The sequence below is a fragment of the Agrobacterium tumefaciens genome (assembly GCF_017726655.1).
Taxonomy (GTDB): Bacteria; Pseudomonadota; Alphaproteobacteria; order Rhizobiales; family Rhizobiaceae; genus Agrobacterium; species Agrobacterium tumefaciens_B.
On record NZ_CP072308.1, the window covers coordinates 2519598 to 2532481 of the forward strand.

Here is a 12884-nt window from a genome sequence, read left to right on the forward strand (position 1 = left end):
ACTCCTCGCTTATGGCGGAGATCGTTACCCCTTTATCCCACTCGCGGCGATGCTGGAGATGAACAGCCTTTGCAGGAGGAGATAGAAGATAAGCACGGGCAGCGTGATGATGGTGAGGTAGGCCATGACTTCGCCCCAGGGGGTGTTGAGCTGGAAGAAATATTGCAGGCCCACCATCACCGGCCGGTAGGCCTCGGACTGGGTGACGAGCAGGGGCCAAAGATATTGCTGGCTATACATGACAAGGAATTTCAGGATCGCGGCCGTGGCGATGACGGGGCCGCTGAGCGGCATCACCACCTGCGCGTAAATCCGCAGCCAGCTTGCGCCATCAATGCGCGCCGCCTCCAGGAGCTCTTTCGGCAGATCCTTGAAATATTGAACGAAGAGGAAAATCGTCAGCCCGTCGGCTATCCAGGGAATGATCTGCACATGCCATGAATTCAGCCATCCCAGGTGAAGCCTTCGCTGCCGATCCATGGCAGATTATTGACTTCCAGGAGCAGAGGTACGGCGATCGTCTCGAAGGGGATGATGAGGGTGGCCAGAATGACGGAGAAGAGGACGTCTTTTCCACGCCAGTTCAGAAAGGTGAAGGCAAAGGCTGCCAGAGAGCCGAGTAACAGGGCGAGGAAGACGGTTACGCCCGTTACAAGTACCGAGTTGAATATGAAGGTCGCAATTGGCGCGCGCGCAAAAGCCGCCGTGTAGTTTTCGAGCGACAGATCACCCACCGGCATGAATGCCCGCAGGGACGTCGCATCCCGCAACAGCTGCTCGTTTGGCTTCAGCGACGAAAAAACCATGAAGAGCAGGGGCAGGATGAAGATCGCCGCAAAGGCGAGCATCAGCAGGTAGTTGCCGATGAGGAACGCACGGCTTTTGCGTTGTCCTGCCTGCATCACTGTTTCTCCCGTGTGAGATAGCGCTGCACCAGCGAGATCAACAGGACAAGCAGGAACAGCACGACCGAGATTGCTGATCCAGCTGCAATATCCTGCTGTCTGTAGCCGCGCTCGACGGCCTGATAGACGATGCTTTGCGTTGCGTCGCGCGGTCCGCCCTTGGTCATCACGTCGATCTGCGCAAATAGCGCAAAGGCTTGCATGGTGATGACGATGACGATGAGGACGGCGGTATTGCGCAGGAGCGGCCAGGTTATCATGCTGAACTTCTGCCAGCGGCTGGCGCCTTCGATATCAGCGGCTTCGTAAAGATCAGGGGAAATGGTCTGCAGGCCCGAAAGCCAGATAACCATGTGGAAACCGACGCCCTGCCAGACCGACATCACCAGAATGGCCCAAAGGGCCGTGTCGGTTCGGCCGAGCCAGTCGACAGGTTGAAACAGGCCGAAACTCATATAGCCAAGAACACTGTTCAGAAGGCCGTTATCGGCGGCATAGATAAACCGCCAGAGCAGCGCCACCACGACGACGGACAAAACGACGGGCATGAAATAGACCGCGCGGAAAACCGTAACGCCCGGAATTTTCTGGTTGACCAGCACGGCGAGAAACAACGCCAGCGCCGCCTGAACGGGAGCAACGACCGCCACGAAGGAGAGCGTATTGACAAGCGCCGTCAAGAACACGACGTCGCGCGCCAGAATGACGATCTGTTTCTCACCCCAGGTGAAACTTTTATATTCCCGCATTCCGTCGAGATGCGGATAATCGGGGTTTCCGCGGGTAAAGCTGCGGAGGCGCGGATAGGAGAGCGTGCCGTCAGCATCCTGCTTGAGGCTTCCATCCGCCTTACGCTCCGGCTCGAGCGCGAGGACCCCAACTCCGAGCAGCCGGGTGTAATTTTCAAAGCCCACAAATTCCGTCGGGTTGGGGGAGGTCAGCCGCTGGTTGGTGAAGGAGAAACCCAGCCCGAGCAGGAAGGGCGTGATCAGAAAGAGACCAATCAGCACCATCGCCGGTGCGGCCATCAGCCAGCCCGTTAAGCCGTCGCGGGAAAGTTTCTCCTTGGACGAGAAGAACGCCATTGATCGCTTCCCAATCTCGGCCCTATTTGGGCTTGTAACCGGCGTTGCGCTCGATGTTGTTGTTGATCTCGTCGGTCGCGTTGTCCAGCGTGTCGGCAACATCAGCACCATTGGTTATATCCGACACAGCCTTGGCAAAGACCGGCGACATGAAGGCGTAGGCCGGCGTCACCGGGCGCAGGGTCCCCTGGCGTTTGGAAAGTTCGAAGAAAACTTCAAGTGGTCCGCCCTTCTTGTAGTTCTCAGTCATCTGTGCGGCGGAAGAGGTGGCAGGTATCAGACCGATCGCATCGGAAAACTGCGCAAGATATTTGTCCTGTATGGCAAACTCGATGAAGGCGGAGGCTCCCTGCGGATGTTTGCTGGTGGCCGATACGCCGAACTGCCAGGACCCGGCACCGATTTTCGGGCCGTTACCAAAATCCGGCGCGGGGAGAAACAGCAGGTCGTCTCCGTATTTTTCCAGCGCTTTCACCGCAACCCAGTTGCCCATCCATTGCAGGGCATGCCTTCCCTCCAGAAACCCGGTTTCGTGGTCGGCGGGCGATTGTGATGTGCCGGGTGCCAGTTTCTTCTGGAACAGCGCCTGCCACCATTCCCCGAACTTGATGGCATCGTCTCCGTTGAGGGCATCTTCGGCAGTTTGATAATTTTCCTTGTTGATCAGGCTGCCGCCGAAGCTTTCCAGAAACGGGGTGAAGGCATAGCTGTACCATTCCGTCTTGTCGGCCATGCCGAGGTCGATCGCATAATCGAACTTGCCACTGGCCCCGAGCTTATCGAGCGCCGCATTAAACTCCTCGCCGGTCCATGGCTGGTCGAGTGTCGGGATGCGGATGCCATTTTCATCGAGAACGGATTTGCGGGCGAACACCGCGACGGCGGCATCCCAAAGCCCGACGGAGTAAAGCTTGTCGCCCCATTTTCCGATCGCACCCGGGAGGAAATTGGCGAGCTTGGTTTCGTCGATCTGCAACGGCTGAAGATAACCGGACCATGCCCAGTTCGGCATGTTCGGCCCGTCTACGTCGAGGATGTCAGGCAGCTTGTTGGAAAGTGCGGCAGCGGTGACGGATTCGTTATAGGCGTTTTGCGGAAACTCCTGAAGAGACACGCGCCATTCGGACTGGGACGAATTGAAGTCCTCGATGATGCCAGCCAGTATCTTGCGCTCTTCGACGTTACCGGCACCGTGATACCACATCGTAAGGTCGGTCTGGGCGAGCGCCGTGCTGGAAAAAAACATCGACAGAACGGCGGCAGTGCCTGCAAAAACGGCTTTTCTGTTCATGGATGGTCCTCCTCCTGAAGGAAGGTAACTTCACCATCTCCAGATTGTTCCGAAAAAATTTGCATTCAGGCGCTGCATTTTTTCGCGTGGCTAGTATGGCTTGGCGCGCCTCACAGGGCTGAAAGGCTTAAATCCGACGCGCTCACGCCGCCGGCATTCCGGAACCATTGCGCGCCTTCGTTGTTCGAAGCGAGGACATGCAGCGCATCGTATCGGACGACACCGCGTCTGGCTGATCTGACAGGTGCGTCGGCATCGTAAGACATGAGGTGCAGCGCGCCATGAACAGGTTCTTTACGCAATTTGCGAGCCGTATTGCGTCGTTTTCCGGTTCGCCGACGGCCTTTGTAGTCGCACTTGGGACCGTGATCGTCTGGGGCATTAGCGGACCGCTCTTCGGATTTTCGGAGGTCTGGCAGCTGGTCATCAATACAGGCACGACCATCGTCACCTTCCTGATGATTTTCCTCGTGCAGAACTCGCAAAACAGGGATTCGGCGGCGATGGAAGCGAAACTGGACGAACTGCTGCGGGCCGTTGAGCAGGCAAGGGGGGTTTCATCGGCATCGAGCATCTCACCGAGAACGAAATCGAGGAAATTCGCGCCCGCCTCGAAAAGGAAAATGGCTGTGCTGAAGGCGGAAAGCCGCCGCCGCATCACGCCATGTCGCGGTTGCTGTCCCGACGCTAACGTCTTGGCTTTGGGGCGGGCACGGTCCTCAGCCAGACAAGACATGATCACCCGAAAACACCATGCGGCAAAGTCCGCTGACAGAAGGAAACATGATGTCTCTTAAAGCCATTGCCCTGAATGCGACCCTCAAATCCTCGACGTCGGAAGAGCCGTCTTCGACGGGAAGCCTACTCGACCTGATCGTTCAGGAGCTGGGCAGTCTGGATGTTCAGACCGAGACCGTCTGGCTTGCCGATCATGACATCAAACCGGGCGTCAGCTCAGACGAGGGGGAGGGAGATGCCTGGCCGGCCATTCGAAAGAAGATACTGGCGGCGGACATTTTACTTGTCGGCACGCCGATATGGCTCGGCCAGCCCTCGAGCGTCTGCAAAAGAGCACTGGAGCGTATGGATGCCTTTCTGGAGGAAACCGACGCGCAGGGACGAATGGTGTCCTACGGAAAGGTGGCTGCCGTGGCGGTCGTCGGCAACGAGGATGGGGCCCACCATGTCTCTGCTGAGATCTTCCAGGCCCTGAACGACGTCGGCTTCACCATCCCCGCGAATGCGGTTGCCTATTGGGTGGGAGAGGCGATGGGGTCGACGAATTTCGTCGATCTGGATGAGACGCCTGATGCGGTAAAAACCATGATCAGCATGCTGGCGCGCAACACGGTGCATCTGGCCGGTCTCCTGAAGAACAGTCAATATCCCGCTAGCGAAGAATGAGGTCTTTCGTTTTTTGGCGCTGTTCCGTGCGGTTGCAACTCATGGCAACGCCGCCGCGCGATCCAAAACCGCTTCTCCTGATGCTGCGAAATATTTTCGGAACTCTCCGCATGCCGCTTTGTTCGGGAGGCGTCCGTGCTGGCTCAGGAAGGTTTCCTCGTCTCGAGGGAAGTTCCTGGGAGCATGAGAGCAACGATGCAAGCGGAGGAACAATCCCAATGAAAAAGACTGTTTTTGTGGCTTTGCTTCTCGGGAGCGGTGCGCTGTCTGCCTTTGCCCAGCAGGCACCCACTGCCAATCCGGGTGGCGACACGCCGGCGGTTGCCACCCCGGGTGTCAATAACCCGACGGCGCCCGTCGAAGGTGCCAACAGCTTCACCGAGGCACAGGCCAAGGAGCGGATGGAACAAGCAGGGTACACGCAGGTCAAGGATCTGAAAAAGGACGACAAGGGCGTGTGGATGGCATCAGGCATGAAAGACGGCAAGGCCGTAACGGTCGCGCTCGATTATCAGGGCAACGTCGTCGCCAAATAAGGCGCGCAGCATTTGGGAGAAGTGACATGAGAACCGTAACCGGACTTTTCGACGACTATGATGATGCGAGCGCTGCCGTTTCGGAACTGGAGAGAGCGGGCGTGCCCTCCAGCGATATCAGTATCGTTGGCAGCAACGCCGACAGGCGGCATGGCGAGGATGAGACCAAGGCCGCGGAAGGCGCAGGCACGGGTGCCGGCATTGGCGCTCTTGTGGGCGGCGCCGGCGGCCTGCTGACCGGCCTTGGTTTGATGGCGATACCAGGCGTCGGCCCCGTGGTTGCAGCGGGCTGGCTTGCCGCGACGGCTGTGGGCGCCGCAGGTGGTGCTGTCGCCGGTGGCGCGGCCGGCGGGCTGATCGGCGCCATGACCCGCTCGGGTGTCTCCGAAGACGATGCCCATGTCTATGCCGAAGGGGTGCGCCGGGGCGGTACGCTCGTCACGGCCCGTGTCGAGGACAACCTGGTTCCGGAAGCTGAAGCGGTCCTCAAGCGGCAGGGCTGGGTCGATCCGTCGGAGCGGCGCGCCGCCTACCGCGAACAGGGCTGGACGAGGTTCGACGAGACAGCAAGGCCCTATGCCGCGGAAGACATCGAGCAGGAGCGCAGTCGCTACCGTCGATCGGTACTTTGACGCGAAGCCTGTCATCCGGGGGCCTGGCTTGTCCAGGGCCCCCGGTCAACGCCCTCAGGAGCTCCCATGGCCAAGAAACCAGAATCCATTTCATCCGCCACCGTCACCATTCATGACCAAAAGCTCGTCCGCGGTGCGGGGGGCGAACTGCACCAGACCGCCAGCGGTGGCGAGCCGGTGCTCACCACTGCCCAGGGCGGGCCGGTTGCGGACGACCAGAATTCGCTGCGGGTGGGGCCTCGCGGGCCCCTTCTCATCGATGATTTCCATTTCCGCGAGAAGCTTTTCCATTTCGACCATGAGAGGATTCCAGAGCGCGTGGTTCACGCCCGCGGTTATGGCGCGCATGGCTATTTCGAAACTTACGATTCCCTTGCCGCCCATACCAAGGCCGATCTCTTCCAACGGGCCGGTGAAAAGACCCCGGCCTTCGTGCGGTTTTCGACCGTTGCCGGCAACAAGGGCTCGGCCGACCTTGCGCGGGATGTGCGCGGTTTCGCCGTGAAGATTTACACGAAAGAAGGGAACTGGGACCTCGTCGGCAACAATATTCCTGTTTTCTTCATACAGGATGCAATCAAGTTTCCAGATGTCGTCCATGCTGCCAAGCAGGAGCCTGACCGGGCGTTTCCGCAGGCGCAGACGGCGCATGACACCTTCTGGGATTTCATCAGCCTCACGCCGGAAAGCATGCACATGGTCATGTGGATCATGTCAGACCGGACAATTCCGCGTTCCTTCCGGTTCATGGAAGGGTTCGGTGTGCACACCTTCCGTTTCGTCAACGCGAAGGAAGAATCGACCTTCGTGAAGTTTCACTGGAAGCCGAAGCTCGGCTTGCAGTCGGTGGCGTGGAACGAGGCGGTCAAGATCAACGGCGCCGATCCCGATTTCCACCGGCGCGATCTCTGGAATGCGATCCAGTCCGGCAATTTCCCGGAATGGGAGCTGCAGGTGCAGCTGTTCGACCAGGATTTCGCCGACAGCTTCGATTTCGACGTCCTCGATCCCACCAAGATCATCCCTGAAGAGATACTGGCGCCAAAGCCGATCGGACGGCTGGTTCTTGACCGCATGCCGGACAACTTCTTTGCCGAGACCGAGCAGGTGGCGTTCATGACGCAGAACGTGCCGCCGGGCATTGATTTCAGCAATGATCCCCTGCTGCAAGGGCGGAATTTTTCCTATCTCGACACACAACTCAAGCGTCTGGGCGGGCCGAATTTCACGCATCTGCCGATCAACGCGCCGAAGTGTCCTTTCGCGCATTTCCAGCAGGATGGCCATATGGCGATGCGCAATCCCACCGGCCGGGCCAATTACCAGCCGAATTCCTTCGGCGAGGGCCCGCGGGAATCGCCGGAGCGCGGCTTCCGCCATTTCCCTTCGCAGGAGGAGGGGGCGAAGGCGAGGCTGCGGCCGGAGAGTTTTGCCGATCACTATAGTCAGGCGCGGCAGTTCTACATCAGTCAGACCCCGCCGGAGCAGCGCCACATCGCGTCTGCGCTCACCTTCGAACTCAGCAAGGTGGAAACTCCCGTCATCCGCGAGAGGATGGTAGCCCATCTTCTCAACATCGATGAGACGCTGGCCGCCACGGTTGCGCAGAAGCTTGGCTTTAAAACCATGCCGAAGGCGGCTGATGCCGCCATGCCGACGCGTCAGGACCTGGAGCCTTCGCCAGCGCTCAGCATCGTTGAGAGAGGCCCCAAAAGGTTCGAGGGTCGCAAGCTCGGTATCCTCATTACCGATGGTGTCGACACAAAACTGCTAAAGGGTCTGACAAAAGCCGTAACGGCAGAAAAAGCCGTGTTCGAATTGATCGCCCCAAAGGTGGGCGGCGTGACCGCGGCGGACGGTACCTTCATCGAGGCGCACCATATGATCGATGGCGGACCTTCCGTGCTTTTCGACGCGGTTGCGCTGCTGACATCGGCGGCGGCGATCGACGAACTGGTCAAGGAAGCCACGGCCCGTGATTTCGTCGCGGACGCGTTCCAGCACTGCAAATTCATCGGTTACGACCAGTCGGCGCTGCCGCTGCTCGAAAAAGCGGGAATCGCTGATGCCATGGACGAAGGGGTGCTGGCCTTGCCGGGGGAAGGCGGTCTTGCGGCTTTCGTGTCCGAGCTCGGCAAGCTCCGGGTCTGGGGACGCGAGCCGTCCGTGAAGCTCGGCAAGGCCTCCATCCCCGTCAGGGATCAATGAAGAAGCAACTGATTTCGCACTCACCAACCACAGCAACAGGAGACTAAAAATGGCTGAGAAGACATTGGAAGACCTTTTCCTCGACACGGTGAAGGACATTTATTTTGCCGAGCGCCAAATTCTCAAGGCGCTTCCGAAAATGGCGCGGGCTGCGCAGTCGCCCGAGTTGAAGGCCGCGTTCGAAAAGCATCGGGATGAGACCGAGGTTCACGTCGAGCGTTTGCAGAACGTCTTCGAGCTGCTGGGCAAGCCGGCACGTGGCAAGACCTGTGAGGCGATCCAGGGCATCATCGCCGAAGGCGAAGAGATCATGGAGGAATTCAAGGGCTCGCCCGCACTCGATGCCGGGCTGATTTCTTCGGCGCAGGCGGTGGAGCATTACGAGATCACCCGCTATGGAACCTTGAAAACCTGGGCGACCGAACTCGGCATGAAGGAAGCGGCCAAGCTGTTCGAGCAGACGCTTGGCGAAGAAAGCGCGACGGATACCGCCCTGTCGTCGCTCGCGCAGGCGAGCGCCAACGTCAAGGGCAAGTCCAAGGCGGCGTAAGCCGGTCGTTAACGGTAGGTGCCGCCCGCAGCGGCGGCACCTTCCTCCGGTATTAACTGTTCTTCTTTCGTGCGAGGCTGAACCATGGGGCTGTTTCGCGGTTCGCATCCGTCCACACCTCTTCCTGCTCTATCCCTGGCGCCAAGGCCTGATCCTCATGGTCAAATCAGGAGGTGAAAAGGAGAAGCATGGTCGAATTTTCGCCCGATGGAGACTGGCGCCACCTGTGCGTCGATATGCAGCGTGTCTTTGCGGAGGATACGCCGTGGCACGTCGAATGGATGGACCGCATCAGCGAAGCGGTGGAGGCGGTGGTTGAGGCCGATCCGGCGCGCTGCATCTTCACCTGTTTTGTGCCACCTGAAACGGTCGCTGAAGCGCCCGGTGCCTGGCGCGCCTATTATGAAAAGTGGCCGATGATGACGCAAGAGGCACTAGCCCCTGAACTCATCGAGATCATTCCGTCGTTGTCCCGTTACACTCCGCCCGCCCGTGTCTTTCGCAAAAGCGTCTATTCGCCATGGCAGCACGGCGGCCTTGCCGACATTCTGCGGAAGGAGCAGGTGTCGACGGTGGTGATTTCGGGCGGAGAGACGGATGTCTGCGTTCTTGCCACCGTTCTGGGAGCGATAGACCAGGGTTTTCATGTCATTCTTGTAGAGGATGCACTGTGCAGTGGCACGGATGCGACACATGATGCAGCGCTGCAGCTTCTCTCCGGCCGCTTTTCGACGCAGTTGCAGGTGTGTACGACGGAGATGCTGCTTGCGGCCCTGCCTTCCCGGGCAGCACCGCAGTTTAAGATGCGATAGGCAGATCAATCGCCGTCCGGCTCGGCCATTTTCCGATGCTGTCTGGCAAGGGTTTCGGCTGGCGTTACATTCGCGGCGGCGGTCATCAGCTTGTTTTTCCAGCCGGAGACGACGTCGCCCTCTCCATTCATCATGGCCTCGTAACCCACCTGCGCGACGAAGCCCGGGTCATCCTTCTTCTGTTTGCCGACCGGGGTGTCGAGCATGTCAGCACGATCGAAAAACGCCGTCTCGGTTGCGCCCGGCATCAGGCAGGTGACTGTGACGCCGGAGCCGTTGAGCTCTTCGCGAAGTGCGAAAGAGAAGGAATTGATGAAGGCCTTCGTGGCGTTATAGACGGCCTGAAAGGTGCCGGGCATGAAGCCTGCAATTGAGCCGGTGAACAGAATCCGCCCGCTGCCGCGCTGTCGCATGCCGTTGCCGATCGCATGGACCAGCGCCACGGTGCCGCTAATATTGGTGGCTATCACCCTTTGAATCGCCTCCATCTGCTGGTCGAGGAAGCCATTGCCCAGCCCCTGTCCCGCATTCGCAAACAACAGGTCGACCGGCCGTCCGCTCGCTGCGATGCGGGAGAGAAGCTTCTCGACGCCCGCCTGCGTGGAAAGATCGGCCTGCACCGCCTCCACTTCTGTGCCCGCTGCCCGCAACCGGGCTGCTGCGCTTTCGATTTCCGCCTCGTCAGCCACCACGATGAGGTCGTAACCATCCTGCACGGCGCATCGCGCCAGCTCGTATCCGATGCCGGAGGAAGCGCCGGTAACGACGGCCAGCCCTTTGCGGGAAATATCCGGGTTCATGTTCGCCTCCTATGGCTTCAAAACGACCTTGATGCAGCCATCGTCGCGATGGCTGAACGTTTTGTAGAGATCGGGGCCATCCTCGAGGCCGGCGCGGTGGGTGATGACGAAGGATGGGTCGATCTCGCCCTTCTCGATCCGTTCCAGCAAAGTGGGCAGATAGGCCTGCACGGGCGTCTGCGCCATCCGGAAGGTCAGGCCGCGATTGATGGCCGAGCCCATGGGAATCTTGTCGAGGAAACCGCCGTAAACGCCGACGACCGAAACGGTGCCGAAGTTGCGGCAGCAATAGATCGCCTGCCGCAACACATGCGGACGGTCCGTCCCCATGAAGGTCGCGACCTTGATACGGTCAATCCGCGAATCCCAGCCTGCGGCCGGATCCGGCTCGGTGCCCACGGCGTCGATGCAGGCATCCGCACCTCGGCCATGGGTCAGTTCCATGATCCGCTCGTAAATATCCTCATCCAGGTAATTCAGCGTGAGCGCGCCGGCAGAGGCAGCAAGGGCGATCCGATCAGGGACGGAATCGATTGCAATCACCCTTTCGGCACCCAGAAGGAAGGCGGAGCGAATGGCCATCTGGCCGACGGGTCCGCAGCCCCAGATAGCGATGGTATCCCCGGGCTGGATATTGCAGAAATCCGCCGCCATGTAACCGGTCGGGAAAATATCCGAAAGGAACAGGACCTGCTCGTCCGTCAGCCCGTCGGGAACCTTGAGAGGTCCGACATCGGCGTATGGAACCCGCATATATTCGGCCTGCCCACCGCTGAAACCGCCGAGCAGGTGGGTATAGCCGAACAGGCCTGCAGGGGAATTGCCCCACATTTCCTTGACCTTGTGCGGATTGGGGTTACTGCGCTCGCAGCCTGAATGAAATCCTCTTTTGCAAAAGAAACATTCCCCGCAGGCAATGGTGAAGGGAACGACGACGCGGTCACCGACCTTGAGCGCCTTGTTGTCGCTGCCGACTTCTACGACTTCGCCCATGGTCTCGTGACCCATGATGTCGCCGCCATGCATGTCGGGCATGATGCCATTATAGAGGTGGAGATCCGAGCCGCAGATGGCGCAGGCCGTCACCTTAATGATCGCGTCGCGGCCATGCTCGATTTTGGGATCGGGGACACTCTCACAGCGAATGTCGTGCTTTCCGTGCCAGGTCAGTGCCTTCATTGTCGGAGTTCCTTCCGTATCGAGGAGCGGCAGGTTGCGCCGCGTCCGGGCCTAACCGGGGTCCTCCCTCGAAGTTCCCGACAGTTTGGCAGCCGAGATTGTCGATGAGCGGGAACAAGCCCGACCGAGCGCGGTTAGGCTCGCTTACTTCCCACGAACAGGAGGTCGAGCCGTGACCCAGACGACCCGAATAGTCGATCATGAAACCGCAGACAGCCTGAACATCGAGGCCGCCACCCCGAAGGTGATCAAGATCATCGTGGGCGAGCGGACGGTCCTCGAGGGCGTCTTGAACACCGGCAGCGTCCTCAGGGTGGAAACCCGGGAGGGTGCTGAGCCGCAGTCCATTGAATTGATGATCGAGGACCTGGCAAAGTGAGGGCCTGGAGCATTTCCGGTGACCATCGCGGCACGGGAAATGCTCCATTCCTTTGTTTTTGGCAGATTGTTTGACGCCGATGCGAACACGCTTCGGCGGCTCCAGCCCTCAGGTCAACCCCTGAAATCGCCTTCATTACTGTCTCGCTCGTCGTAGTTCAGGTCCCAGTCCTTCTCGGGTTTTTTGGCGCCGGGAGGCAATTTGTTTGCGGTCGCGTCGTCCGAGCCGGTGATAACCCTCGGTTTTGCACTCGCGACGCCGTTGTTATCGGATGTTTTTTTGCCGCGGGCGAATTGAGGTTCGCTGTCTTTGTGGATTTGGTTGAGCTTGTCGTCCTTGGTCATGACGTCCTCCTTGATGGCTGCCTAACCATTCTGAAGCCGCCCTGTTCCCGCGTGTTGCGACACTCCTTCTGGAGTAAGGCGGCGGATATTGCGCCATTGTACGCTGGCGTACTGCAACCAAGACCCGGCCGAGACATTTGCCTATCGTGAAAGGATGGGAAGATGACCAAGCACGCAGTGAGTGGAGTTTCCGGAAACACATTGAGTGACGAGCAACTGGAGGTGTTGCGCACGGGCATTGCGGATCTGGCGCCGGCTTTAACGGCTTTTGCCCGACGCTTTGTCAGAAATGAGGAGGATGTCGACGATCTCGTTCAGGAGACGATGTTGCGGGGGCTGCGGTCACTGCACGGGTTTACACCCGGCACCGCATTGAAGTCGTGGCTTTTCACGATCCTGCGTAACACGTTCTGCACCCGCTACAAGGTTTCCAAACGCGAATGTGTCGGCCTTCCCGTCGGCATCGAACAGACGATGTCCACGCCCGCCAATCAGGAATGGCGCGTGCAGCATCACGAGGTCATGCGGGCGATCCGCGATCTCGACACGGACCAGAAAAAGGCCCTGCTCCTGGTCGCCGGCGGAACGAGTTACTCAGACGCCGCCTCGATTTGCGGCTGCCGCGTGGGCACCATCAAAAGCCGCGTCAACAGAGCGCGGGAATCGCTACGGCGCAATCTCGATTAAAGTCTGATTTCTCATCGTGCGGACGGCTCGTCCGACCAACCGTATGCGCTGAAGAGCCTTTCCGGCGAATCG

The 12884-nt window shown here is 59.3% G+C and carries 15 protein-coding genes and 1 pseudogene; 9 read left to right on the top strand and 7 right to left on the bottom strand.

Going from position 1 to position 12884, the window contains the following annotated elements:
• Positions 1–24 precede the first annotated feature (24 nt).
• The 4 genes from AT6N2_RS24170 to AT6N2_RS12285 are packed head-to-tail and all read right to left on the bottom strand — an operon-like array spanning position 25 to position 3281.
• Positions 25–432, bottom strand: a complete 408-nt coding sequence (locus tag AT6N2_RS24170) for a carbohydrate ABC transporter permease (RefSeq protein WP_233282448.1) — start codon at positions 430–432, stop codon at positions 25–27.
• A gap of 11 nt (positions 433–443) precedes the next feature.
• On the bottom strand, positions 444–902 hold the full coding sequence (locus AT6N2_RS24175) for a hypothetical protein (protein WP_233282449.1): 459 nt from the start codon (positions 900–902) through the stop codon (positions 444–446).
• Positions 902–1990, bottom strand: a complete 1089-nt coding sequence (locus AT6N2_RS12280) for a carbohydrate ABC transporter permease (protein ID WP_209087161.1) — start codon at positions 1988–1990, stop codon at positions 902–904. The genes AT6N2_RS24175 and AT6N2_RS12280 overlap by 1 nt, the downstream gene beginning before the upstream one ends.
• Positions 1991–2012: 22 nt before the next feature.
• Entirely contained in the window at positions 2013–3281 is a 1269-nt protein-coding gene (locus AT6N2_RS12285; RefSeq protein ID WP_209087163.1) for a sugar ABC transporter substrate-binding protein, read from the bottom strand.
• Between the two features lie 281 nt (positions 3282–3562).
• On the opposite strand from AT6N2_RS12285, the pseudogene AT6N2_RS12290 reads away from it, so the two are divergent.
• From AT6N2_RS12290 to AT6N2_RS12320, 7 genes and pseudogenes are all read left to right on the top strand, one after another.
• A pseudogene (locus AT6N2_RS12290) lies at positions 3563–3972 on the top strand (low affinity iron permease family protein).
• 95 nt (positions 3973–4067) lie between these two features.
• Positions 4068–4685, top strand: coding sequence for a flavodoxin family protein (locus AT6N2_RS12295; RefSeq protein ID WP_209089692.1), 618 nt, complete (start codon positions 4068–4070; stop codon positions 4683–4685).
• Between the two features lie 218 nt (positions 4686–4903).
• Entirely contained in the window at positions 4904–5221 is a 318-nt protein-coding gene (locus tag AT6N2_RS12300) for a PepSY domain-containing protein (RefSeq protein ID WP_209087165.1), read from the top strand.
• Positions 5222–5247: 26 nt separating this feature from the next.
• Entirely contained in the window at positions 5248–5853 is a 606-nt protein-coding gene (locus AT6N2_RS12305; RefSeq protein ID WP_063948120.1) for a general stress protein, read from the top strand.
• Between the two features lie 66 nt (positions 5854–5919).
• Positions 5920–8061 carry a catalase gene (gene catE, locus AT6N2_RS12310; RefSeq protein ID WP_209087167.1) on the top strand — a complete coding sequence of 714 codons (2142 nt, stop codon included), beginning with the start codon at positions 5920–5922 and terminating at the stop codon, positions 8059–8061.
• A 49-nt stretch (positions 8062–8110) separates the two neighbouring features.
• Positions 8111–8611, top strand: coding sequence for a ferritin-like domain-containing protein (locus AT6N2_RS12315; protein WP_063948118.1), 501 nt, complete (start codon positions 8111–8113; stop codon positions 8609–8611).
• 188 nt (positions 8612–8799) lie between these two features.
• Positions 8800–9423: a cysteine hydrolase family protein gene (locus AT6N2_RS12320; RefSeq protein ID WP_209087169.1), complete on the top strand. Its 624-nt coding sequence runs from the start codon at positions 8800–8802 to the stop codon at positions 9421–9423.
• A gap of 5 nt (positions 9424–9428) precedes the next feature.
• Here AT6N2_RS12320 and AT6N2_RS12325 read toward each other — a convergent pair whose 3' ends face one another.
• Positions 9429–10223, bottom strand: coding sequence for an SDR family NAD(P)-dependent oxidoreductase (locus AT6N2_RS12325; RefSeq protein ID WP_209087171.1), 795 nt, complete (start codon positions 10221–10223; stop codon positions 9429–9431).
• A gap of 9 nt (positions 10224–10232) precedes the next feature.
• Entirely contained in the window at positions 10233–11402 is a 1170-nt protein-coding gene (locus AT6N2_RS12330; protein ID WP_209087173.1) for a zinc-dependent alcohol dehydrogenase, read from the bottom strand.
• A 172-nt stretch (positions 11403–11574) separates the two neighbouring features.
• Here AT6N2_RS12330 and AT6N2_RS12335 point away from each other — a divergent pair, with 172 nt between their 5' ends.
• Positions 11575–11781: a hypothetical protein gene (locus tag AT6N2_RS12335; RefSeq protein WP_209087175.1), complete on the top strand. Its 207-nt coding sequence runs from the start codon at positions 11575–11577 to the stop codon at positions 11779–11781.
• Positions 11782–11894: 113 nt separating this feature from the next.
• Here AT6N2_RS12335 and AT6N2_RS12340 read toward each other — a convergent pair whose 3' ends face one another.
• Positions 11895–12125 carry a hypothetical protein gene (locus AT6N2_RS12340; protein ID WP_144577012.1) on the bottom strand — a complete coding sequence of 77 codons (231 nt, stop codon included), beginning with the start codon at positions 12123–12125 and terminating at the stop codon, positions 11895–11897.
• A 162-nt stretch (positions 12126–12287) separates the two neighbouring features.
• Between AT6N2_RS12340 and AT6N2_RS12345 the strand changes: the two genes are divergently transcribed.
• Positions 12288–12812, top strand: coding sequence for a sigma-70 family RNA polymerase sigma factor (locus AT6N2_RS12345; RefSeq protein WP_209087177.1), 525 nt, complete (start codon positions 12288–12290; stop codon positions 12810–12812).
• Positions 12813–12884 lie beyond the last annotated feature (72 nt).

Bases quoted from the DNA above. Each gene is read 5' to 3' on its own strand.
- AT6N2_RS12330 (WP_209087173.1), bottom strand. From the start codon at position 11,402: ATGAAGGCACTGACCTGGCACGGAAAGCACGACATTCGCTGTGAGAGT.
- AT6N2_RS12305 (WP_063948120.1), top strand. From the start codon at position 5,248: ATGAGAACCGTAACCGGACTTTTCGACGACTATGATGATGCGAGCGCT.
- AT6N2_RS12295 (WP_209089692.1), top strand. From the start codon at position 4,068: ATGTCTCTTAAAGCCATTGCCCTGAATGCGACCCTCAAATCCTCGACG.
- AT6N2_RS12325 (WP_209087171.1), bottom strand. From the start codon at position 10,223: ATGAACCCGGATATTTCCCGCAAAGGGCTGGCCGTCGTTACCGGCGCT.
- catE (WP_209087167.1), top strand. From the start codon at position 5,920: ATGGCCAAGAAACCAGAATCCATTTCATCCGCCACCGTCACCATTCAT.
- AT6N2_RS12345 (WP_209087177.1), top strand. From the start codon at position 12,288: ATGACCAAGCACGCAGTGAGTGGAGTTTCCGGAAACACATTGAGTGAC.
- AT6N2_RS12285 (WP_209087163.1), bottom strand. From the start codon at position 3,281: ATGAACAGAAAAGCCGTTTTTGCAGGCACTGCCGCCGTTCTGTCGATG.
- AT6N2_RS12320 (WP_209087169.1), top strand. From the start codon at position 8,800: ATGGTCGAATTTTCGCCCGATGGAGACTGGCGCCACCTGTGCGTCGAT.
- AT6N2_RS12315 (WP_063948118.1), top strand. From the start codon at position 8,111: ATGGCTGAGAAGACATTGGAAGACCTTTTCCTCGACACGGTGAAGGAC.
- AT6N2_RS12340 (WP_144577012.1), bottom strand. From the start codon at position 12,125: ATGACCAAGGACGACAAGCTCAACCAAATCCACAAAGACAGCGAACCT.
- AT6N2_RS12280 (WP_209087161.1), bottom strand. From the start codon at position 1,990: ATGGCGTTCTTCTCGTCCAAGGAGAAACTTTCCCGCGACGGCTTAACG.
- AT6N2_RS12300 (WP_209087165.1), top strand. From the start codon at position 4,904: ATGAAAAAGACTGTTTTTGTGGCTTTGCTTCTCGGGAGCGGTGCGCTG.
- AT6N2_RS24175 (WP_233282449.1), bottom strand. From the start codon at position 902: ATGCAGGCAGGACAACGCAAAAGCCGTGCGTTCCTCATCGGCAACTAC.